General features: G+C 70.9%; 20 protein-coding genes. 5 read left to right on the top strand and 15 right to left on the bottom strand.

Features of this window, described 5'->3' with window-relative positions:
* The first annotated feature begins 43 nt into the window (after window positions 1-43).
* From ACWDAG_RS26440 to ACWDAG_RS26430, 3 genes are all read left to right on the top strand, one after another.
* Window positions 44-652 carry a histidine phosphatase family protein gene (locus ACWDAG_RS26440; RefSeq protein WP_450698042.1) on the top strand — a complete coding sequence of 203 codons (609 nt, stop codon included), beginning with the start codon at window positions 44-46 and terminating at the stop codon, window positions 650-652.
* A 164-nt stretch (window positions 653-816) separates the two neighbouring features.
* Entirely contained in the window at window positions 817-1,587 is a 771-nt protein-coding gene (locus ACWDAG_RS26435) for a LamG domain-containing protein (RefSeq protein WP_450698041.1), read from the top strand.
* A 75-nt stretch (window positions 1,588-1,662) separates the two neighbouring features.
* Window positions 1,663-2,262, top strand: a complete 600-nt coding sequence (locus ACWDAG_RS26430; RefSeq protein ID WP_450698040.1) for a sigma-70 family RNA polymerase sigma factor — start codon at window positions 1,663-1,665, stop codon at window positions 2,260-2,262.
* A 3-nt stretch (window positions 2,263-2,265) separates the two neighbouring features.
* On the opposite strand, the gene ACWDAG_RS26425 is transcribed toward ACWDAG_RS26430, so the two are convergent.
* Window positions 2,266-3,198, bottom strand: a complete 933-nt coding sequence (locus ACWDAG_RS26425) for a hypothetical protein (protein ID WP_450698039.1) — start codon at window positions 3,196-3,198, stop codon at window positions 2,266-2,268.
* Window positions 3,199-3,444: 246 nt separating this feature from the next.
* On the opposite strand from ACWDAG_RS26425, the gene ACWDAG_RS26420 reads away from it, so the two are divergent.
* Window positions 3,445-7,824 (top strand): FtsK/SpoIIIE domain-containing protein, encoded by a 4,380-nt coding sequence (locus ACWDAG_RS26420; RefSeq protein ID WP_450698082.1) that lies wholly within the window; start codon window positions 3,445-3,447, stop codon window positions 7,822-7,824.
* Between the two features lie 98 nt (window positions 7,825-7,922).
* Here the strand turns inward: ACWDAG_RS26420 and ACWDAG_RS26415 are convergent, their stop codons facing one another.
* The 12 genes from ACWDAG_RS26415 to ACWDAG_RS26360 all read right to left on the bottom strand — a co-directional run bounded on the left by ACWDAG_RS26415 (window position 7,923) and on the right by ACWDAG_RS26360 (window position 19,392).
* Window positions 7,923-9,101: a putative T7SS-secreted protein gene (locus ACWDAG_RS26415; RefSeq protein ID WP_450698038.1), complete on the bottom strand. Its 1,179-nt coding sequence runs from the start codon at window positions 9,099-9,101 to the stop codon at window positions 7,923-7,925.
* Window positions 9,102-9,110: 9 nt separating this feature from the next.
* A complete protein-coding gene (locus ACWDAG_RS26410) occupies window positions 9,111-9,833 on the bottom strand; it encodes a hypothetical protein (protein ID WP_450698037.1) in 723 nt (240 codons plus the stop codon).
* A complete protein-coding gene (locus tag ACWDAG_RS26405; RefSeq protein ID WP_450698036.1) occupies window positions 9,820-10,089 on the bottom strand; it encodes a hypothetical protein in 270 nt (89 codons plus the stop codon). Before ACWDAG_RS26405 ends, ACWDAG_RS26410 begins: the two co-directional genes overlap by 14 nt.
* Window positions 10,090-10,186: 97 nt before the next feature.
* Window positions 10,187-10,486 (bottom strand): WXG100 family type VII secretion target, encoded by a 300-nt coding sequence (locus ACWDAG_RS26400; protein WP_450698035.1) that lies wholly within the window; start codon window positions 10,484-10,486, stop codon window positions 10,187-10,189.
* 267 nt (window positions 10,487-10,753) lie between these two features.
* Window positions 10,754-11,395, bottom strand: a complete 642-nt coding sequence (locus tag ACWDAG_RS26395; RefSeq protein WP_450698034.1) for a superoxide dismutase — start codon at window positions 11,393-11,395, stop codon at window positions 10,754-10,756.
* Window positions 11,396-11,498: 103 nt separating this feature from the next.
* Window positions 11,499-12,881, bottom strand: coding sequence for an amino acid permease (locus ACWDAG_RS26390; RefSeq protein WP_450698033.1), 1,383 nt, complete (start codon window positions 12,879-12,881; stop codon window positions 11,499-11,501).
* A gap of 113 nt (window positions 12,882-12,994) precedes the next feature.
* Complete coding sequence (locus ACWDAG_RS26385) at window positions 12,995-13,891, bottom strand: TauD/TfdA dioxygenase family protein (protein ID WP_450698032.1); 897 nt, start codon at window positions 13,889-13,891, stop codon at window positions 12,995-12,997.
* Between the two features lie 15 nt (window positions 13,892-13,906).
* On the bottom strand, window positions 13,907-15,247 hold the full coding sequence (locus ACWDAG_RS26380; protein WP_450698031.1) for an LLM class flavin-dependent oxidoreductase: 1,341 nt from the start codon (window positions 15,245-15,247) through the stop codon (window positions 13,907-13,909).
* A 135-nt stretch (window positions 15,248-15,382) separates the two neighbouring features.
* Window positions 15,383-16,099 carry an ABC transporter ATP-binding protein gene (locus ACWDAG_RS26375; RefSeq protein ID WP_450698030.1) on the bottom strand — a complete coding sequence of 239 codons (717 nt, stop codon included), beginning with the start codon at window positions 16,097-16,099 and terminating at the stop codon, window positions 15,383-15,385.
* On the bottom strand, window positions 16,075-16,929 hold the full coding sequence (locus ACWDAG_RS26370) for an ABC transporter permease (protein ID WP_450698029.1): 855 nt from the start codon (window positions 16,927-16,929) through the stop codon (window positions 16,075-16,077). Before ACWDAG_RS26370 ends, ACWDAG_RS26375 begins: the two co-directional genes overlap by 25 nt.
* Window positions 16,926-17,993: an ABC transporter substrate-binding protein gene (locus ACWDAG_RS26365; RefSeq protein ID WP_450698028.1), complete on the bottom strand. Its 1,068-nt coding sequence runs from the start codon at window positions 17,991-17,993 to the stop codon at window positions 16,926-16,928. The genes ACWDAG_RS26370 and ACWDAG_RS26365 overlap by 4 nt, the downstream gene beginning before the upstream one ends.
* Window positions 17,994-18,219: 226 nt before the next feature.
* Complete coding sequence (locus tag ACWDAG_RS26360) at window positions 18,220-19,392, bottom strand: ROK family protein (protein WP_450698027.1); 1,173 nt, start codon at window positions 19,390-19,392, stop codon at window positions 18,220-18,222.
* A 423-nt stretch (window positions 19,393-19,815) separates the two neighbouring features.
* Between ACWDAG_RS26360 and ACWDAG_RS26355 the strand changes: the two genes are divergently transcribed.
* Window positions 19,816-20,394 (top strand): biotin transporter BioY, encoded by a 579-nt coding sequence (locus ACWDAG_RS26355; RefSeq protein WP_450698026.1) that lies wholly within the window; start codon window positions 19,816-19,818, stop codon window positions 20,392-20,394.
* Here the strand turns inward: ACWDAG_RS26355 and ACWDAG_RS26350 are convergent.
* Together ACWDAG_RS26350 and ACWDAG_RS26345 are read right to left on the bottom strand one after the other, a co-directional pair.
* Window positions 20,381-21,712 (bottom strand): FAD-binding oxidoreductase, encoded by a 1,332-nt coding sequence (locus ACWDAG_RS26350; protein ID WP_450698025.1) that lies wholly within the window; start codon window positions 21,710-21,712, stop codon window positions 20,381-20,383. The two genes, ACWDAG_RS26355 and ACWDAG_RS26350, sit on opposite strands and share 14 nt — an antisense overlap.
* Before the next feature lie 80 nt (window positions 21,713-21,792).
* Window positions 21,793-22,524, bottom strand: a complete 732-nt coding sequence (locus ACWDAG_RS26345; protein WP_450698024.1) for an LPXTG cell wall anchor domain-containing protein — start codon at window positions 22,522-22,524, stop codon at window positions 21,793-21,795.
* Between the last annotated feature and the right edge of the window lie 19 nt (window positions 22,525-22,543).

Raw genomic sequence — 22,543 nt, 5'->3', positions numbered from 1 at the left:
CGGCACACGCGCACGAGCGCCTCGGCCGGGATACTGCGGGCTCATGACCACGACCCTCCTGCTGGCCCGTCACGGGCAGACCGTCTGGCACGCCGAGAACCGTTACGCGGGCGTGAGCGACATCGCGCTCACCGACAGGGGCCGAGCCCAGGCCGAGGCGCTCGGCCGCTGGGCCGCCGCCCACCCCGTCGACGCGATCTGGACGTCCCCGGTGTCCCGAGCGGTCATCACCGCCGACCCCGCCTGCCGCGTCCTCGGCCTTACCCCGCACCGCGAACCCGACCTGCGGGAATGCGACTTCGGGGTGGTGGAGGGCCGCACACTCGCCGACTTCGCGGCCGAGCACCCGAAGGCGGCGGAGGCCTTCCGCGCCGACCCGGTGGCCCACCCCTTCCCCGGTGCGGAGGACCCGAGGGCCGCGGCGGAAAGGGGCGCCGCGGCCCTGCGCCGCATCGCCGCCGCACATGACGGCGAATGCGTTCTGGTGGTCGCCCACAACACACTGCTGCGGCTGGTGCTGTGCCACCTGCTGTCCATTCCGCTGAGCGAGTACCGCCGGGTCTTCCCGAGGCTGCGGAACGCTGCGGTGTCCGAAATTCGTATGGCGCAGGGGTCAGCCGCACTGCTCTCGCTGAACGTGCCGTGCACATAGACGGCAAGGAGCCTGATCGCTTCATCGGGATTCGCCCCCGCAACGGGCCGGACCCGAAGGCCTGCCGAACATGGCGCGAGTCCAACTGAGGGACACTGGGCGGGAGTTTCCGGTCGTACACGTGATCTAGAGTGATACGTGTACGCCCACGTCTCGGGAGACTCATGAAGCGCAGATGGTCGCTCATCGCCGCGATCGCCGTGCTGGCCGTCGCGCAGTCCTTTGTCGTCGCGCATCTGGTGCGCGGCAAGGGATCAGGACAGCAGCAGGCCGCGGCGAAGCCCGCCGCTTCCGGTCCGGGCGTCGGCACCGCGGCGTTGCGCGGCGCCGGGTGGTGGCCCCTGCACGGGTCCGGCACCGCGAAGGCGGGGCAGCACGATGCCGTGATGCACGGCGGCACGCAGTGGACCGACGGTCCCACGGGGGGAGCCCTGCGGCTGGACGGCACCAGTGGATACGCCGAGACCGGCTCCCGGCTCGACACCCGGGGCAGGGACTACTCGGTCGCCGCACGGGTGCGGCTCACCCCTGACGACCTGGACGGCTTCCACACCGCCGTGTCCCAGGACGGCGACAAGGCCAGCGCGTTCTTCCTCCAGTACTCCGGGTCGGACCACAGCTTCGCGTTCAGCTTCTCCGGCGCCCGCGCCCTCGCCGAGGCGGTCGGGAAGCCGGAGGCCGGCCGCTGGTACCACCTCACGGGCACCTACCGCCAGGAGGACCACCTGATGCGGCTCTACGTCGACGGTCGGCCGGTGGGGAGCAGGGTGGCCACCGACAGCGTGGAGCCCACCGGTGAGGTGGTGATCGGTCGCGCCCGGTTCAACGGGAAGCCGGCCGACTACTGGAAGGGCGACATCGCCGACGTGCACATCTACCAGCGGGAACTGACATCCCGCCAGGTCCGGTCGCTGTCCTCTCGCGAGCCGGGCTGACGTCTGCACCGGGGCGGATCCACCGCCGGCCGGCCGACACGTCTTCCCCACAGACGACCGGAGAGGAACAGGCCTTTGCCGACCATCACTTCGAGCGAAGACCGCAGACCCCGCCCCACCACGGCGGAATCCCGCCCCGATGACTTCCTCAGAGCCCTCTACCACTTCCACAGCACCGCGTTGCTGCAGTTCGCCGCGCGGCGGCTGGAGGGCGACTGGCACCGCGCCGAGGACTTCCTCCAGGAGGTGGCGATACGCGCCTGGCGGCACGCCGAGGAGATCGACCCGACCACGGACGCGGCACGACCGTGGCTGTTCACCGTCCTGCGCAATATCGTCATCGACGCCCACCGGGCACGCCAGGCCCGGCCGCCGGAGGTCGGCGACCCCGAACTCGTCCACCTGCCGGTCTCCGACGAGGTGGACCACGTCCTCACCTCCCTGGTGCTCGCCGAGGCGTTGCGGGACCTGCGGCCGGCGCAGCGCGAGATCCTGCTGCACGTGCACTACCTGGGACGCAGCGTCAACCAGACGGCCGAGATCCTCGGCGTTCCGCCGGGCACGGTCAAGTCGCGGACGCACTATGCGGCTCGCGCCCTGCGCGAGGCACTGCACCGCCGCGGGCTCAACATGGACGGCCCGGACAGGGACGGCCTGGACCGCGAGGCCTGCTGAGACTCATGCGAAACGCCCCACATGCCGGGTGATCCGCAGGCCGAGCGGTCCGGTGTCGAGCGAGCCGTCGGCACCGGCCCGCCAGCGCCATCCCGCGGGTGCCTCGCCGACCACCAGCAGCGCGTCCCCGCGCCGCAGGGGGCTCAACGCCCCTTCCCGCTGCGGGAGCTGCGAGGCGTCCACGACGAACAGGCGCGGCGCCTCGTCCTCGACGGCGGTCCGGCTGCTGCCCTCGATCACCCAGGAGACCTGGGTGACCTCGGCCCCGTCGGACTCCTGCCAACCCGGGGCCCCCTTGGCGAACGCCTCCCCCAGGGTGGCCGCGGTGTGCAGACGCGAGCTGCGCCGCGCGTCGCCGGCCACGAGCCCGTCGTCGGCCAGGGTTCCCACCAGGGTGACCTCGGCGAGGGCTCCCACCGGGCCGGAGAGCGTCTCGACGACGAGGGCCCGCACCAGGCTGCGCACCTCTTCGTCCGGGCCCGTCACGGAGATCGGCCCCGTCGCCCGGGAGAGGTCGACCAGCACCCGCTCGGGCCCGTCCAGTCCCACGGTCACGGTCAGCGCGTACGGCAGGGCCGCCTCGCCCTCCGGACCGCGGCGGTGCAGGTCGTCGGGCGAGATCGTCCAGCGCTCGCCGTCCGCCTCGGCGGTCCAGGGCGCGGGGGCGGTCTCCTCCGCACCGGCCAGCAGCACTCCGAGCCGCTCCCCGGAGTAGACGACGGCATACAGGTCCGGAAGCGACCGGCCGGAGCGCAGGCACTCGGCCGCCAGCCGGCGCAGCCCGGCGTCGACCACGTCCAGCGCCTGCCGTCCCACGACGGCGGCCGAGGCGCCAACGGGCTTCGGCGTGCGGGCCCGCAACTCGGTGACGACCAGCGCGGTCACCGCCCCGATCAGCGCCAGCCCCAGCACCACGGCCAGGACGTACCAGATCATCTTCTGACTCCTTGTCGGGACGCCCCGGCGACGGAGCCGGGACGGTCACAGGCGGGGCGGCGACGCGGCCAAGTCGCGGCACCGTGCACCCAAAGGCCACTACGGCGCCGGTCCGCGGATGGTTCACCACGCGTTTGTGAACCATCCGCGGACCGGCCCCGTAGGCCATATCAGTGGCCCGGGAGCCGACTGGCCCCACTCCCGCGGCCCCCGTTCACGCAGGCTGGAGGACGTTCCGTGTCGTTGATGTTGACCGTGGTGGAGGGGGACGGTGACGCGTTCGACGTCCACCTCGACGCCGACCCCGACACGCCCCTGAGCGCCGTCGCGGCGGCGCTGGCCGAGGCGGGCGGCGTCCACCGGCCTCCGGAGGGCCTCGGCCTGTACGCCGGCGACCGGCTGCTGCCGGCGGAACTGACGCTGCGGGACGCGCCGCTGCACCATGCGGCCGTCGTCGGCCTGGGCCGCCCGGCGGGCACCTCGTCGGCCGAACCGGACGGGCTGGTGGAGGTCCGTGCGGTCGGCGGGACCGGGGCGGGCGCGGTGCGCAGGCTCGGCATCGGCGAGTACCGGATCGGGCTGGCGCACGACGGGACCGTCCAGGTCCTGGGCACCGTACCGGACCGTCCGTTCGCCGTCCTGACGGTGAGCCCCGGCGGGCGCTGCCGGGTGGCACCCGACGAGTCCGCGGACGGCGGCCCCCTGCAACTGGACCGTGAGGACCTCACCGAGCCCACCGCCTGGGCGGTCGGCGAACAGCTCCTCGTCGGCGGCAGCCTGCTCGAACTCGCCCTGCCCGGGCGGCCGGACGCGGCCCTGCAGCCGTCGGAGGACGGCACGGGCCAGGACTACAACAGACCGCCGCGGCTGCGGCCGCCGGCGACCGCCACCCGCTTCGCCCTGCCCTCCCCGCCCGCGACGCCCGCGGCCCGCCCGATGCCGTGGATCACCGCGGCCGCGCCGCTGGTGATGGCGGGGGCGGGCGCGCTGGTCTTCGGCCGTATGTCGATGCTGCTGTTCGGGCTGCTCTCCCCGGTCGCGATCCTCGGCAACTACCTGGTGAACCGGCGCAGCGGACGCCAGTCCCACGCGGATGCGGTCGCCGCCTACAAGGAGAAGAAGGCACGCATCGAGGACGACGCGAAGCAGGCCCTGGCGGCCGAACGCACCGCCCGGCGCCGCGGTTTCCCGGACCCGGCCGAGGTCGTCCTGACCGCCGTCGGCCCCCGGCGCCGCCTGTGGGAACGCCGCACCACGGACGCCGACTTCCTGGAACTGCGCATCGGGACCGCCGACCTGCCCTCCGACGTGGTGCTCCAGGATCCGACCAAGGACGAACACCGCCGCCAGGACCCGTGGACCGCGTACGACGTCCCGGTGACCGTTGCGCTGCGCGAGCACGACGTGCTGGGAATCGCCGGCGAGGGCCCGGCCGCGCGGGCCGTGGCACGGTGGGCGGTCGCCCAGGCCGCCGTCCTGCACAGCCCCCGTGACCTCCAGATCCACCTGCTGACGACCGGCGGCCCGGGCCGGGACGCCTGGTCCTGGCTGCGCTGGCTGCCGCACGTGCGCAAGAAGTCCGGCGACATCCCGGCGAGCATCGGCTACGGCACGGAGAGCTGCGCCCGGCGGGTCGCCGAACTGGCCGCGCTGATCGCCGAGCGCGCCGGCGGGGAGGACCGCCGCGGTCGGCCCGGCGGACCCGATGTGCTCGTCGTCCTCGACGGGGCCCGCAGGCTGCGTTCGCTGCCGGGCGTGGCGCAGATCCTGCGCGACGGACCGTCCGTCGGCGTTCGCGCGATCTGCCTGGACGCCGAGGAGCGGCTGCTGCCCGAGGAGTGCCACGCCGTCGTCGTCGAGGAACCCGGCGGCACCGTGCGGCTCGGACGCTCGGGCAAGGGCACCGTCGGCGGGATCCGGCCCGACGGGGTGTCCCTGGACTGGTGCCGTTCGCTGGCCCGGGCGATGGGCCCGCTGCGGGACCCGGGCGGGGACGACGAGGAGGCCGCGGTGCTCCCCGGTGCCGCGCGGCTGCTCGACGTGCTCGCCCTCGATCCGCCGCGGGCCGCCGGTGTCAAGGCGCGCTGGGCGGCGGGGGGCCGCTCGACCCGGGCGGCCGTGGGCGTCTCCCTGGACGGCCCGTTCTTCCTGGACCTGCGGCGCGACGGTCCGCACGCGCTGGTCGCCGGTACCACCGGATCCGGCAAGTCCGAACTCCTGCAGACGCTGGTCGCCTCGCTCGCGGTGGCGAACCGTCCGGACGCGATGACGTTCGTCCTCGTCGACTACAAGGGCGGCTCGGCGTTCAAGGACTGTGTGGACCTGCCGCACACCGTCGGCATGGTCACCGACCTCGACGCCCACCTGGTCGAGCGGGCCCTGGTGTCTCTCACGGCGGAACTCACCCGGCGCGAGCACGTCCTCGCCGAGGCCGGTGCCAAGGACATCGAGGACTACGTCGAGCTGCTGGAGCGCGACCCGGCCGGCCGCACACCGATGCCCCGGCTGCTCATCGTCATCGACGAGTTCGCCTCGATGGTGCGCGACCTGCCGGACTTCGTGAAGGGCCTGGTCAACATCGCGCAGCGGGGCCGCAGCCTCGGCATCCATCTGATCCTGGCGACGCAGCGCCCCAGTGGCGTTGTCTCCTCGGAGATCCGCGCCAACACCAACCTGCGCATCGCGCTGCGGGTGACGGACGCCGGCGAGAGCCAGGACGTCCTCAACTCGCCCGAGGCCGCGTCGATCTCGCAGAGCACACCCGGCCGCGCCTATGTGCGCCTGAGCCAGAACTCCCTCGTGCCCTTCCAGTCCGGACGGGTCGGCGGCCGTCGGCCCGGCGGCACGGCGAGCTCGCTGCCCGCCCCCTGGGCGGTGGTGGTCGGCTGGGAGCGGCTCGGCGAACCGCTCCCGCCGCGGCCCCGCGCCGCGGCCGCCCCCGCCGAAGTGGAGACCGACCTCGCGGCACTCGTCACGGCGATCCGCGAGGCGGACCGGGAGCTGGGCATCCCCGAGCAGCACAGCCCCTGGCTGCCGCCCCTGCCCGAGCAGCTGGTCACCGGCGACCTGCCCCCGGCCCCGCCCTCGGACTACGACCTCGCGCCCGTCGCGTACGGCGTGGTGGACCTGCCCGCCCAACAGGCCCGGCTCCCCCTGGTGATCGACCCCGCGACGCTCGGCCACCTGCACATCATCGGCTCACCCCGGCAGGGCAGGTCGCAGACGCTGCGCACGATCGCCGGCACCCTGGCCCACGCCCACGCCCCGGACCGGCTGCACATGTACGGCATCGACTGCGGCAACGGCGCGCTGCTGGCGATGGAGGGGCTGCCGCACTGCGGCGCCGTCACCCAGCGCACCCAGCCCGACCGGGTGGCCCGGCTGCTCGCCCGGCTGACGGCGGAGCTCGCCCGGCGCCAGGAGCTGCTCGCCGCCCACGGCAGTGCCGACCTGCCAGAGCTGCGCCGCAGCCTGCCGCAGGACGAACGGCCGCCGCACATCGTGCTCTTCATCGACCGCTGGGAGGTCTTCGACAAGCAGCTCGGCGAGTACGACGCCGGGAACCTGCTGAGCGCCGTGCTGACCCTGCTCCGGGACGGCGGGAGCGTCGGCATCCACCTGGTCGTGACCGGCGACCGGGCGCTGTTCTCCAGCCGGGTCAACGGCACCACCGAGGACAAGCTCGTACTGAAGCTGAACGAGAAGTCCGAGTACGGCATGATCGGGATCACCCAGCGGAACGTGCCCGACGAGATCCCGCCGGGCCGCGCCTTCCGCGCCGCCGACAAGGCCGAGGTGCAGATCGCACTCCTCACGGACGACCCGGGGGGCCAGGCGCAGGCCGTGGCGCTCCAGAAGATCGCCGAGCAGTGCCGTCGGCATGCGTCCCACCTGCCGGCCGCCACCCGGCCGTTCCGCGTCGACACCCTGCCGGACCGGCTCACCTGGGAGGAGGCCGTCCGGTACGTGCCGCAGCCGCTGACGTCCGCGCGCTGGGCCCTGGCCGGTGTCGGCGGCGACGAACTCACCGCGTACGGACCGGACTTCGGCCTCACGCCGACCTTCCTCGTCGCCGGCCCCGCCCGCTCGGGCCGCAGCACCGTCCTGGCGACGCTGGCACTCTCGCTGCTGTCGGTCGGGACGCCCGTCGTCGTCGGCGCGCCCGCCAGGTCGCCGTTGCGCCGCCTCGCCGGACGGCCCGGGGTCCTCGCGGTGTTCGACGAGTCCGACATCGACCCCATCGCGCTGGAGGAGGCGCTGGCGTCCTCGCGCCGGGGGGCCGTGGTGCTCCTGGACGACGGCGACCTGCTGCTGAAGACGAAGGCCGAGGCCGTCCTCACCCGGATCGCCAAGTCCGGTACCGAGATGCGCCGGGGCCTGGTGATCGCCGGGCAGACCGACCGGCTCTCCTCCGGGTTCTCCGGCTGGCACACCGAGGCCCGCCGCCACCGGTGCGGACTGCTGCTGAAGCCGCAGAACATGAGCGACGGCGAACTCATCGGCGTCAAGGTGCCCCGCAGCCGCCTGGGTGCGACCCGCCCGGGCCGGGCGATCCTGCACCTGGGCGACGGCGTGCTGCGCACCGTCCAGGTCCCGGAGACGGTACTCCCGGCGGCCGGGGACTGACCGGTCGTCCACCCGGACCGAGGGCTCCCGCCGCTTGCGCCGGCGGGAGCCCTCGGATGTCTCGTGTCCCCGGTCGGATCAGCGCCCGGCGAGCGGCCTCACGCGTCCACACCCCCGCCCGGCGCGTGCCCGGTGAACTCGAGGGGCCCGTAGATGAGGCCGGCGATGCTGGTGATGAGCCCCAGCCCGTTCAGGATGCCGTCCAGCGTCGACAGCGCCGGCCGGGCACCGACCACGACGGTGGCCGGGACGATGACACTGGCTCCCCCTCCGAGGAGGTCGAGCTCGATCTGCGGTGCCGTTGCGAAGATCTCCGTCGGATACCACTTCTTGAAGAGGTTCTTGATCCACTGCCCCAGGCCGACCTTCCCCAGGGCGCCGATGCCCTTGCTGGCGAGGACGGCGATCCCGCCCGTGGCGAGCCCCACCACGCCCAGGACGATGCCCACGATGTCCCAGTGCCCGGTATCGGCCCCCTTCGCGATGGTGAGGCCCAGCGAAGCGGCTCCGAAGAGGAGAGCGCCCGCGGCGAGAGCGACACCGACGGGACCGGCGACGAACATGGCGACGACACCGAGAACGGTTCCGATGATGGAGAAGACCTGGTTCAGGATGTCCCCGATCTTGTCCCAGAAGCTCTTCCCCTTGACCGCCTCGCCCTCGGCCTCCTCCAGTTCGCGCTTGGCCACACCCGCGTCGGACGTGCGCAGTTCCTGCGCGTCGAGGGCCAGCAGCCGGGCCGCCTCCAGCTCCGCCTGAGCCGACTCGACGGACTGCGCGGCCGAGGATTCCGCGTCCTTCGCGTCAGCCATGGCACGCCGGGCGTTGCTCTTGGCCGCCTCGTCGTCGGGGGGCGGGGGCTCGGCGCTGTCGAGGCTCTTCACATGGGCGCTCGCCGCGGACGCCACCGCGATGGCCGAGTCCAGCCGTTGTTTCGCCTCGCGGCCCCTTTCCAGCGCCCGGTCCGCCTGGTCCTGGGTCTCCCGGAGGCCGATGGCGTACTTCGCGATCGCGTCGGCGGCCGCCTCGTAGGACGACTGGAGCTTGCCGACCTGGGTGGGCAGTTCCTTGAGTTGTGTCCGCAGTGCCTCCATGGACTTGCCCTCGCCCAGTTCGTCGGAGTCGAGCCGGGCGACGACGGAGTGGGCGGACAGGGCGTCGTTGGAGATGGACCGGTACTCGGAGGCGAGGCGTTCGAGAACCTCGGGATCGCCGGGTGTCGGGTCCGACGAGAAGCCGAACACCGATTCCCAGTCGGCCAGCGGTGGCCGTGCCATGTCCCGCCCTCACTTCCCGTTCTCGGCGCCGACGACGGCGTCCTCGGCAGGGTCCTCGGAGTCGTGGAACCGGAAGGTCCCGGCGACGGCGTCGAACACCTCGAAGAACTTCTCCGCCAGGCTGATGTTGGGCGTCGTACCGACGAGGATCATCAGGTCCCGGCTCGACGGCACGGGGATCACCACCTGGTGCACGGCGGTGCGTACGGTGGCCTGCCCGAAGTAGTCGAAGTCCTCCAGCGAGGTCATCCGCCCGACGCTGCCCACCTCGGGCAGCTCCATGATCTCCACGCGGTTCAGGTCGGAACCCCGCCCGACCGAGGTCCGGCTGTTCTGCACGCCCGCGGCGAGCATCATCTGCGGCAGATCGGTCGGCTCGCCCTCGGGGATCCGGGTCCGCAGCACCATCGCCGTGGCGTTCAGCGTGCTGCCGTCCGGGAGGAACCCGAGCAGGTAGCCGACCTGCAGGGCGCCCTGGGCATAGGCTTCGCGCGCGCTCTTGCGGATCTCCCGGATCAGGGCGTCCACCCGCTCGCGCTCGACCTCCACACCCTTCGCCTGCTCCTCGATCCGGCGCCGGATCGCCACATCCCGGGTGTTCGGGTCGAGGTCGAGGTGCGACCAACTGGACGGGTATTTCAGCGTGTAGCGCGCCGGAGCGCCCGACGGCCGCTCATCAGAGGGCAGCAGCCGCGGCCGCCCGCCCCCGTCCTGTGCCTCAAGCAGGTTCATCCAACGCCTTTGCAGCTTCGTTGTCCGTGTCGGTGAAGTTGTCGACGATGCCCTGCGCGGCCTCCTTGAACGTGTCCACGTTCTCCTGGACCCGTTCGTGGCCGGCCGACCATGCGTCGTCGAAGCCGTTGACGGCCGAGATCAGACCGTGGTCGCCCACATCGTCGTCCGAACCGACATTGCTCAACTTCGCTGTCCTGTCGATCCGTTCGCGGATGTCCTGCAACGCGGCCATGGTGTCGGCGAGTTCGTCCACCGGTATCTGAATGCGCGACATGACGCCCCTTTCTCTCCCCGCACCGGCCGGGTTCCGTGGCACCGCAGCGCCACGGAACCCGGCCGTGGCCGAGAAGTCAGCCGATGGCGCCGGACGTCTGGTCGTCGGTGTCGACGAACGCGTCGGCGACCTGCTTGATGAACTCGCTGACGCCCTGAAGGCCCTCAATGGCCTTCTCGGTGCCGTTCTTGTACTCCTCCCAGAACGGACGGAACTTGCTCTCGGAGCCCGGCGTCGCGTAAGCCGCCTCGACCATCTCGTCCATCTTGGTGTTGGCCTCGTGCAGGCTCTGCTGCATCAGTTCCTTCTGGTGCTGCAGCCACGTCGACGCCTCCCGCATCTCGTCCGGGCTGATCTGGATGTTGCCGCCGGCCATGTGGGTTCCTTCTCTCGTTCCGGATCGCCGCGGCCGCTCGGCCGCTCACACCCGGCTCTACGGGGCACCCGCCGGGGCGGTTCATGCCTGTTGCGGAACGGTGACGAAAACGGCTGGCCACAGGCCCTGGGCGACTGGCGTCAAGTGGCCTTTCCGGCCACAAGGAAGGCCCTCGCGGGTCACGTCCTCGCGAGGGCCTTCCTCTTCATCCGCCCGCTACGTGAAAGGTGAGAAGACGATCACGAGCAGGACGCTTCGATGTCTGCGTCAGGGCGTCAACAGCAATACATCCGCACGGGACTTCGCCACCTCGTGACGGCGCGCTACGTCCTGCCAGTTGACGACCTGCCACATCGCCTCGACGAAGTCCACCTTCTGGTTCCTGTACTGCAGGTAGAAGGCGTGCTCCCAGGCGTCGAAGACGAGGATCGGCACCGAGCCCTGCCCGACATTGCCCTGATGGTCGTAGACCTGCTCGACGATCAGCCGGCCGCTCAGCGGCTCGTATGCGAGGACGCCCCAGCCCGAGCCCTGGGTGGTGGCGGCGGCCTTCGACAGCTGTGCCCGGAAACCGGCGAACGACCCGAAGGACTCGGCGATCGCCTCCGCGAGCTCGCCCACGCCGTCCGCCGCCAGCGGCTCACCGCCGCCGTCACCCGTCATGTTGTTCCAGTAGATCGAGTGCAGGATGTGCCCGGACAGATGGAACGCCAGGTTCTTCTCCAGCCCGTTGACCGCCGCCCAAGACTCCTTGTCCCGTGCCTCCGCGAGCTGCTCCAGCGTGTCGTTGGCGCCCTTCACATACGCGGCGTGGTGCTTGTCGTGATGCAGCTCGATGATCTCGGGGCTGATCACGGGTGCGAGTGCGGAGTAGTCGTACGGCAGGTCGGGAAGCGTGTAGACGGGCATGGGGTCCCCCTCCAGAACTCTTATTGCAAGTTACTTGCAACTACAAGCTAGCAACAAAAAGCCCCCGTGCGTACACGGGGGCTTCTGCGCGGGGCGGCTGTCGTCAGCGCCTGGCCCGCTGCCAGGCGTACCCCACCGCCGCCAGGACGGCCGTCATCCCGCCGGAGTAGTAGAGCTGCACCCGGGTGTCGGGCTCCCGGGCCATCAGTACGAAGATCGCGGCCATGCCCGCCAGTGCCACCCAGGTCAGCCACGGGAACGCCCACATCCGTACCACCAGCTTCTCGGGCGCCTCCCGGTTCAGCCGAGTCCGTAGCCGCAACTGGCTGACCGCGATGAAGATCCAGACGACCAGGATCACCGCTCCGATCATGTTCAGCAGCCACGGGAAGACGTCGTCCGGACGCCAGTAGCTGAGGACGACACAGACGAAGCCGAAGACGGACGAGGCGAGGACGGCGGTCCGCGGGACGCCGCCCGACAGCCGACCCAGCACCTTCGGGCCCTGGCCGCGCTCGACCAGGGAGTAGGCGATGCGCGAGGAGCCGTAGATGTTGGCGTTCATGGCGGAGAGCAGAGCGACCAGGACGACCACGTTCATGACCTGCCCGGCGCCCGGGATGCCCAGGTGGTCGAGCGCGGCGACGTACGGGCCCTTCTCGACGACCTCCTTGGAGTCCCAGGGGACGAGGGTCACGATGACCGCCATCGAGCCGATGTAGAAGAGCGCGATGCGCCACATCGCCGTGCGGACGGCGCTCGCCACGCCCCGCACCGGGTCCTGGGACTCGGCCGCCGCGATGGTGACGGTCTCCAGACCGCCGTACGCGAAGATCGAGGCGAGCACGCCGACGATCAGGCCCTCGCTGCCGTTCGGCAGGAACTCGGTGAGGTTCGCCGTGCCCGGTGCGTCCGTGCCGGGGAGCAGGCCCGCGATGGCGAGTACACCCAGCACCAGGAACAGGCTGATCGCGCCGACCTTCAGGGCTGCGAACCAGAACTCGAACTCGCCGAAGTTCTTCACGGCGGCCAGGTTCGCGACGCAGAACACGACCATGAACAGGGCCACCCACCCCCACTCGGGCGTGTGCGGCAGCCAGCCCGTCACGATCTTCGCGGCGCCGATGCCCTCCAGGCCGACCGCCGTGCAGAGCAGCACCCAGAAGGACCAGCCCGCGGTGAAGCCCGCCCACGGTCCGATCGCCCGTTCCGCGTGCGCCGAGAACGAACCCGACGACGGATACGCGGCCGACATCTCGCCGAGCATCCGCATCACCAGCATCACGAGGAGACCGGAGAGGGTGTAGGCGACGACGATGGAGGGTCCGGCGGCGGCGATACCCGCGCCGGACCCGACGAACAGCCCGGCGCCGATGACCCCGCCGAGGGCGATCATCGACAGATGGCGCTGCTTCAGGCCGTGGGACAGGGTGGCGTCGGCGTCCGCCTGCGGCGGCGACTCGACCTCGGTGGTGCTGCTGGGCATGGGCGCGGCTCGTCCAGTCCATGAGATGGGCAAAAACGCCCACAGTCTGGGCGGCCTCTCCGCTCAGCAGGAGAGGCCGCCCACTATCCGGACAAGCCCGGTACGTGCTGTGACTATGCGGCTACGGATGTGTAGTGCGAGGCGTCGCCCTCGATCGAGTAGCTCTCCTTGCCCTCGATGCCGACCGGGATGTCACCGGCGACGGTCACCCGGTGCAGGCGGCGCGGCAGACCGTCGTAGTTGTCGACCGCGTAGTGCTGCGTGATGCGGTTGTCGAACAGCACCAGCTGGTTCTGCGACCAGCGGTGGCGCAGTATGTTCTCCGGCCGGGTGACATACGCCTGCAGCAGGTCGAGGATCTTGCGCGACTCGCCCGGCGACAGGCCCACGATGCGCTGCGCGAACCCGCCGATGAACAGCCCGCGCTCACCGGTCAGCGGGTGCACGCGGACCACCGGGTGGACCGTGCGGTACTTGATCGACGTGAACTGGGCACGCTGGGCGGCCTGCTGCTCGTCGAGCTCCTCCTCCGGTACGGCGTAGTCGTAGTCGTTGGTGTGCTCCGCCCACAGCGTGTCCGCCAACTGGCGGAGTGAATCGGGGAGTTGACGGTAGGCGGCCGCCGAGCTGGCGATCAGGGTCTCGCCGCCGTACGGCGGGATCGTGATCGAGCGCAGGGTGCTGGCCTGCGGCGGGTTCAGGACGAAGGTGACATCCGTGTGCCAGTGGTTGGCGGCGCGGCCGCGCTCGCTGTCGACGGGCAGGACGTTCGGGACGCCGTCCACGGAGGAGACCGTCGGGTGGGCGGTGGTGATGTCACCGAAGTGGCGGACGAAGGCCTGCTGGCCCGCGTCGTCGAGATTCACGTCGTCGAAGACGAGCGCCTTGTGGACGTTGAGTGCCTCGCGGAGCGCGGCGGTCGTCTCCTCGTCGAGCGGCTTGGCGATGTCGACGCCGGAGACACGGGCGCCGATATGGGCGGTGACCTTCTGGATTTCGATGGAGGACATCGGTGGACGGTCCTTTCAGACGAGAGCGGGTTCCTGAGTGGAGTACTGGTTGGCGGGGCGGGGGAGGCCGTAGCGCTCCCGGAGGGTCCGGCGGGGGCCGTACTCCGTCCGCAGCAGACCTCGGGCACGGAGGATCGGGACGACCTGCTCGACGAAGGTCTCCAGACCGGAGGGCAGCACGGCGGGCATGATGTTGAAGCCGTCGGCGGCGCCCTGCGTGAACCACGTCTCGATCGCGTCGGCGACCTGCTCGGGCGTACCGGCGAAGGTGAGGTGGCCGCGTCCGCCGCCGAGCCGGCCGATCAGCTGCCGGACGGTGAGGCGCTCGCGCCGGGCGAGTTCGACGATGAGCGTGTAGCGGCTCTTGGCACCCTCGATGGCGTCCTCGGGCGGCAGATCGGACGGCAGTTGGGAGTCCAACTCCAATGTTCCCCCGGGGAGTTGGAGGAGACTCTCCAGGCGGTCCACGCCGTGCGTGTACACGATGTGGTCCTCCAGGACCTGCTCGTTCGCCCGCGCCTCGGCCTCCGTGGACCCGATGACGGGCACGATCCCGGGCAGCACCTTGACGTGCCCGGGATCCCGGCCGACCGCCGCGGTACGGGACTTGAGGTCGGCATAGAAGGCCTGCGCGTCGGCCAGGGTCTGCTGGGCGGTGAACACCGCCTCCGCGTAGCGCGCCGCGAACGCCTTCCCGTCCTCGCTCGACCCCGCCTGCACGAGCAGCGGGTAACCCTGCGGCGACCGGGGCACATTGAGCGCACCCTCGACGCTGAAGTACGTCCCCTTGTGCCGGGGCGGATGGATCTTCGCGTCGTCGCCCCAGACGCCGGCCGCCTTGTCGCCGACGATCGCGTCGTCCTCCCAGCTGTCCCAGAGCTTCAGCGCGACGTCGAGGAACTCGGCGGCGCGGGCGTACCGGTCGGCGTGGGCGGGCTCGTGCTCCAGGCCGAAGTTGCGCGCGGCCTCGGCACCCGCCGTGGTGACGATGTTCCAGCCGGCCCGCCCGCCGCTGATGATGTCCAGGGAGGCGAACTTGCGGGCCAGGTTGTAGGGGGAGTTGTACGAGGTGGAGGCGGTGGCGATCAGCCCGATGTGCTCGGTGGCCGTCGCCAGCGCGGTCAGCAGGGTGAGCGGCTCCAGCGCGCCCGCGGGACGCTGGGCGAGATTCCCCCACAGCTGCGGCCCGTCGGCGAGGAAGAGGGAGTCGAAGGTGCCGCGCTCGGCGATCCGGGCGAGCCGCACATAGTGGTCCAGCTCGACGTGCGCATACGGATCGCTCTCGGGAAGCCGCCAGGAGGCTTCGTGGTGGCCGGTGTTCATGAGGAAGGCGTTGAGGTGAAGCTGGCGGGGCATAGGGGGTCCTTTACGGTTCTTCAGCGCGTTCGGCTTCTTTGAGCGCCGGGTGCGCAAATTCAGCCCGTCCGGCGTTTGCGGACGAGGCCCCTTAAGGGCGGACAGCGGGGGCCTTGGGTGGCAGCCCCCAGACGGTCACCCCACCCCCTCGGTGACGCCCAGCGCCGCAAGCAACCGCTCCCGGTACTCGCCGCGCGCACGCGCATCCCGCTCGATGCCCAGATCGAGCGAGATCCGCCCGGAGTCCAGCACAAGCACCCGATCAGCAAGCACGATCGCCTCGTCCACGTCATGGGTGACGAGCAGCACGGACGGCTGATGCCGCTTCCACAGCTCCCGCAGCAAGGCGTGCATCTTGATGCGCGTCAGTGCGTCCAACGCCCCGAACGGCTCATCGGCCAGCAGCAGTTCGGGCTCGCGGACCAGCGACCGCGCCAGCGCGGCGCGCTGCGCCTCGCCACCGGACAGCTCGTTCGGCCAGGCCCGCTCGCGCCCCTGGAGCCCCACCTCGGCGAGCGCCTCCCGCCCCTTCCGCTCGGCGTCCTTGCCGTCGAGCCCGAGGAGTACGTTGTCCAGGACCCGCCGCCAGGGCAGCAGCCGGGAGTCCTGGAAGACCACGGACACCTGCTCCGGGGCCGTGAGCTGCCCGCTGCCGACGACCTTGTGGTCCAGGCCCGCGATCGCCCGCAGCAGGGTGCTCTTTCCGGAGCCGCTGTGGCCGAGCAGGGCCGTGAACTGTCCCGCCGGGATGTCGAGGTCGATGCCGTCGAGAACGGTCCGCCCCTCGAACGACCTGGTCAGGCCCCGGAGCTGGACGGCGGGCCGGGTCAGCTGCTCAGTGTGCGGCGCCATGACAGCACCCTCCGTTCGATGAGACGGACAGCGCTGTCGGAGACCAGGCCGAAGATCCCGTAGACGAGCAGGCCCACGAGGATGACGTCGGACTGGCCGTAGTTCTGGGCCTGGAACATCATGTAGCCGAGTCCGCTGGTGGCGTTGATCTGCTCCAGGACCACCAAGCCAAGCCAGGAGCCGGTCACCCCGAGCCGGAGTCCCACGAAGAATCCGGGCAGGGCGCCGGGGATGACGATCTGGCGGATGAACCGGAAGCGGGACAGCCCCTGCACCTCGGCGAGTTCGACGTAGCGGCTGTCGATGCCGGACAGCGCGGAGTGCGTGTTCAGATAGATCGGGACGTAGACGACGATCGCGATGATCGCGATCTTGAACGTCTCGCCGATGCCCAGCCAGAGGATGAACAGTGGGATCAGGCCGAGGGTCGGGATCGCCCGGTTGAGGTTCACCGTCCCGTCGATCAGCGCCTCGCCGACCCGGCTGAGGCCGGCTGCCAGCGCCAGGACGACACCGGCCACGAGACCGATCGTGAAGCCGTACGCGGCCCGTTCGAGGGAGGTCAGGATGTCCGTCGGCAGCGTCCCGGCGCTCCACAGGCGACCGGCGGTCCGCAGCACCGTCCAGGGCGCCGGGATCGCGCCGGGGTCGAGCTGTCCGGCGGCCGAGGCGGCGGCCCACACGGCGAGGACAAGGGCGGGGCCGATCAGCCGGGAGGCGGGCAGACGCCTGCCGGGGGAGAGGCCGCGGCGCCGGCGCCGTACGAGATGGCTCCGTTCCTGAGCCGGCGCCGGCAGCGCGGTGGGCGTGGTGGTGGTCACGGCGGTCACCTCCGGTACTCCGCCGGCACGGCCTTGGCGGCGATGGACTCGAAGCGGTGGTCGAAGAGCGAGGAGACGTCGAACTTCTTCACGAAGCCGCCCTCCGCCAGCAGATCGGCGGTCTCCTGCTCCCACTTGATCGCCTCGCCCCAACTCGGCGGGAACAGCGGCTTGTTGGCGAGCCTGCTGATGCCCCGGGCCTGCGCGAGGGTCAGGTTCTGCGTCTTGACGTAGAACTCCTCGTTCCAGGCGTCGGGGTTCTCGTACGTCCAGACCTGGCCCTTGGCCCAGTACGGGATGTACGCGGCGACCGCGGCGGCCTTCGCGGAGTCGTTGAGCACGGAGGTCGGCGCCCACAGCAGGTTGAGGAGGTCGACGACGTCCGTGGTGATGGCGTGGGCGCCCTTGGCCTTGTACTGCCCGAGATAGGCGGGCGCCTGCTGGTTGGCGAGCGGCGCGATGTCCACCTGCCCGGACTGCAGGGCGGTCAGGAACTGGTTGCTGGTCAGCGGGACGAGGTCGACCTCGTCGTACTTGAGTCCCGCCTTCTTCAACGCCCGTAGGAGTACGACACCTTGGGCCTGGCCCTGCGAGAAGGCGAGCTTCTTGCCCTTGAAGTCGGCGACCGACCGGATGTCGCTGCCGGGCTTGGTCGCGAAGAGGTAATTGGGCTTGCGGGTGATGTTGATCGCGACGATCTTCGCGTTGAAGCCCTGGTAGTGCGCCTGGATCGGCGGGATTCCCGCGTTGTTGGCGACGTCCAGGGATTTGGCGCGGAAAGCGTTGATCACATCCGGACCGGCGCCGATGTTCAACCAGCTCGACACCTTGAACGGCAGGTCGCCCAACTTGGCCAGCTTGAACTGGAGTTGCTCGGTGTTCTGATACGAGGCGATCTTCAGGCTCGTACCGGCCGGGACCTTGTCGGCGAGCGGCGCGGTCGAGACGCCTTTGCTGTCGGCGGATGCACTCCCGCCCGCGCAGCCGGTCAGACCGGCGACACCGGCTGCGGCACCGAGCAGTGAAGTGAGAAAGAGCCGTCGGTCGACACCCGGCACGGGAAAGGAAGGCATGGCAGGACTCCATGAGTCGAGAGGGAAAGAAGGCATGCGGAATTCCGGGCGGCAGATGGCGGCCGGGGGAAAGGGAATTCAAGCAGCAGGAAATGAGCGCTTCACACGCGGCAACGCGTCAGCAACAAAGGGTGCGACAGCTCACGATCGGGCTCATGGAAAGGATGTTCCTGGCCATGTGCCGCTCCTGTCAACATTCCGAGTTTCTGAATTAAATAGCCTCAGGTCAGGCGGCCAGCGGATCCCGGTAGAGCACGTCGAGGGCCACTGAACCGCCCGCCACCGCGAGCACCGAATCCGGGAAACTCGTCGGCACGACGGCAGCCGCACGCTCGTCGCCGACGCCCGCGCGCAGGGCGTTCAGGCAGTCCTCCCGGTGGATGATCCCGACCTCCGTCACGACCACCGTCTCCGGATTGAGCACATCGAGGAGCAGCCGCGCCGCCCGCCCGATCGCACCCGCCCGCTCCACCAGCAGCCGTACGGCCTCGGGATCGTCCGCGGCGGCCGCCGCGACCACATGCATGGGATTCACCCCGTCCGTCACGCCCGCCTCGCGCGCCCGCCGGCACAGCGTCCGCTCGCTCAACTCGGCCTGCAGGCAGCCGGTCCGCCCGCAGGCGCAGGGCTCCGTGCCGCCGGGCACCGGCAGATGCGCGATGGCGCCCGCCTGGGAGCGGGGCCCGTGGTGCACCTCGTCGTGGGTGGCGAACGCCGCGTCGACGACGTTGCCGACGAACAGATGCAGCATGCTCCCGCTGTCCCGCACCCGCCCGAACAGCCGCTCCGCGTTGACCAGCGCCCGCGCATGGCCGTCCACATGGACCGGCAGCCCGGTGCGCTCGCCGAGCACCTCCCGCACCGCCACCTCCCGCCAGCCGAGCAGCGGGTGCTCCACGACGCTCCCGGACTCCCGGTCCACCCAGCCGCCGACGGCCACACCCACGCCGAGAGCTCTGCAACGGGGGTTGTCGGTCAGCAGCGCCCCGAGCCCCTCGGCGGCCCGGCCAAGCACCCATCCGGGATCGGTGCGCTCGTGCTTCAGCTCGTACCGCGCCACCACCCGGCCGCGCAGATCGAGCAGCGCGACCGTGGTGTACGGCACCGCCACATGCACCCCGCCGACCACGAACCGGGAGTCGTCCAGGTCGACGGGGACGTGCGGGCGGCCCACCCCGTTCGAGCGCCGGGGCACGGCCGACTCGCGGATCAGGCCCAGTTCGGCGAACCGGGCGCAGTAGTCCGTCACCGACGCCGGCGAGAGACCGGTCAGCCGGGCGATGGTGCTGCGGGCCACCGGACCGTGTTCCAGCACGGACCGCAGCACGACGCTCGCGCTGGTACGGCGGCGGGTGGAAGCGGAGGGGGACGCAGGGGGAGATGCCATGGCAGAGGGCATGGGAGACCGTCCTCGGGAACGGGGCCGACACGTCTCGGAGGTCGAGGCGCGCCGCGGCCCGCCTCACACCGGACGGCGACAGGTGGCAGCGCCCTGGCGTCGCAGGTCGACATAGCGACGCGACGTGAAGTTCCGGGCCTGGGCAACCATGGCTCGAAGGGTAGGCCAGAAAAGGTGAATCCGGCCAGACCACTAGGATTCGTTTGGCGAGACCCTACAGATGTGTCCGGCCCCTGCTGGGTGAGCACGGCCTCCCTGCCCCAGTGACCGGTATCACGTGAAACCCCGTGTATCCAGCACTGTTTGTTCGGAGCCCACCAAGCCCGCGTTCCAGCCTTTGTCGACCGCTGACGGTGATCGGCTCGAGTCCGCTGGGATAGCGTCACCGTGTCCCAGCATGTCCCCGTCACCCGCGGAGTCCCCATGAGCACCGCTGCCGCCACCGCCCGCCCCCGCGAGGTCCTCGCCGACCTCCTCCCCGCGTCCCGCGTCCGGGACGTGGCACTCGTGCTCGGCGGCGCCGCGCTCACCGGCCTCGCGGCCCAGATCTCCGTCCCCGTCCCGGGCTCCCCGGTGCCGGTCACCGGCCAGACCTTCGCCGCGCTGCTGGTCGGCACGGTGCTCGGCGCGAGCCGCGGCCTGGCCTCGCTCGTCCTGTACGCGCTGGCCGGACTCGCCGGTGTGCCGTGGTTCGCGGGCGGCAGCTCCGGTGTCTCCGTCTCCTTCGGCTACATCCTCGGCATGCTCCTCGCGTCCACCGTCGTGGGCGCCCTGGCCCGCCGCGGCGCCGACCGCTCCGTACTGCGCATGGCGGGCACCATGCTGCTCGGCGAGGCGATCATCTACGCCGTCGGCGTCCCGTACCTGGCCTACGCCGCCGACATGTCCGCGTCCGCCGCGATCGCGGCCGGTCTCACGCCGTTCCTGATCGGCGACGCCCTCAAGGCCGCCCTGGCGATGGGCGTCATGCCCACCGCCTGGAAGCTCGTCAACAAGGGCTGAGGTTGTAGTTCCTGCGGAAGAGGTTCGCCGGGTCGTACGACGACTTCAGTTCGGCGAGCCTCTTCCTCGTTCCGGCGTCGTACAGCCCGTCCGTCCGGTCCCCGGCACCGAAGGCGAAGTTGAGCGCACGCCCGATCGTGACCGGAGCGAGCAGCGCGAACGCCGGATCCAGCACGGCGCGTGCCACGTCCCGGTCGCCCACCGTCAGCAGCCGTACCAGGAACCGCCCTTCGCGATACGGCACCGAGTTCGGCGCGGGCCGGGCGAGCGCCCCGCCCAGGTGGTTGATCTGCAGGACGCACATCGGCCCCTCCGCATCCGGCCCGGTGGCGGCGAGCACCTCACCGGCCCTCTCCACGTCCAGCTCGCTCAGCACCGCACTGTCCCCGTAGTACGCATGCGGGAAGTCCGGGTCGCTGTGGATGGTGCGGCTCTCGGCATACGGCATCTCGCGCAGGGAGTCGGCGAGCACGGGTCCCACCTCCCGCAGCGGGGCGACGAGCCGATCACCGTCGGCCCCGGTGTACGCGACGCGCACGGAGACGACGTACCGGCCGCGCAGATGCGGCGGCAGCGCCGGGATGTCCGGATACGGTACGGCCGCGAAGGACGAGGTCAGCCCGTCTGGCACGGTCCGCGTCCACTCCTCGTACGCCCGCAGCAGGGCCGCCGGATCGACCTGGCGCCCGTCGAAGGCGAGCGAACCGCCGTAGAGCGTCCGCACGGGGACGAGGCCGATCTCCAGCTCCGTGACGATGCCGAAGTTGTGGCCGCCGCCGAGAAGGGCCCAGTACAGGTCGGGGTCGGACTCCCGGGTCACCTGCCGGAGCCGGCCGTCGGCCGTGACCAGGTCCAGGGAGCGCACATGGTCGGCCGCGTACCCGAACTCCCTTGCCAGGATGCCCAGTCCGCCGCTCAGCGTGTAGGACACGGCGCCGACGCTCGGGGCGGAGCCGTTGAGCGGCGCCAGGCCGTACGGCTCGGCGGCCGCCACGACCTGCCCCCAGCGGACGCCCGCCTGGACGCGGACGGTGCGCGCTTCGGGGTCGAGTGTCACCCGGTCCATCCGCTTCGTCGTCACCAGCACCCCACCCTCGAAGGCGCCGGGCAGCCCGTGCCCGGTGGCCTGGACGCCGATCGGCAGGGCGTGGTCGGCCGCGTACCGTACGGCGGCGATCACGTCCTCCGCGGAGGCGGCCGCGAAGACGACGGCCGGACGCTGAGCGAACCCGGTCTGGAAACCGGCGAGTTCCTCGTCGTAGCCGGGATCGCCGGGACGGAGAGCGAGCAGGTCAGGGGTGTGGTCGACGGAGTTCATGAAAGGCATCGTGCCCGCATAACCTGACAACTGCCGTCAGGTTATGCGGGCGAAGTCGCGACCGGTGTGCCCGAGGGCGCTCAGCCGCGCAGTCGCTGCGGGGTCGGCCGCCGGGAGGACCACCACAGCCCCGCCGCGCCGGCGGCGATCAGCGACGCGCCCGCCGCCCCCAGCGGCAGGACATCGCGTCCGACACCGGTCTTGGGCAGCTCCTTGCCGCCGCCCGGCGCCACCGGCTTGTTGTCGGTGCCGAGGAGCAGCGGGGTGGCCGGGGCGTTCGGCGACGGGTTGGTCGTACCGAACGGAACCGGTCCCTGCTGCCAGTACGTCTTCTTCCCGTCACCGGACTGTACGGGCAGGCAGATCTTGCCGGTCTTGTGCAGGTCGTAAGTGGCGTCGACGGCAAACGACTTCGACTTGCCGGCCGCGAGATTGTCGATCGGGCAGGAGAAACCGCTGTTCGAGCCGGCCGAAAGACTCTTCCCGTCAATCTGGGAGCAGCCTTGCACGCTCTTGACCGTGAGGCCGTCGAAACCGACGACCAGAAGCTGGATCTTTCCGCTGTCCTTGGTCCCTTCGTTCTTGACCATGGCGGTGAGCGCCGTTTTTTGCGAGCCATTGTCGACCGAGATCCTGGAGGGCAGGAGCGTGGTCAGCTTCACACCTGCCGGTGCCTCGTCGACGGCCTTTCCCCCCTTGCTGCTGCCGGGTCCCTGGTCGTCCGCGCTGGCGGTGAAGGAAAGGATCATCACCGCCGAAAAAGATGCCGCGACCAGCGATCCCGCGATGGTCGTCGTGCGACGAGAACTCATGTTCACATCCCCCTTGGCT

This window comes from Streptomyces sp. NPDC001157 (assembly GCF_053598255.1).
This window is presented reverse-complemented; position numbering and strand designations above follow the sequence as displayed.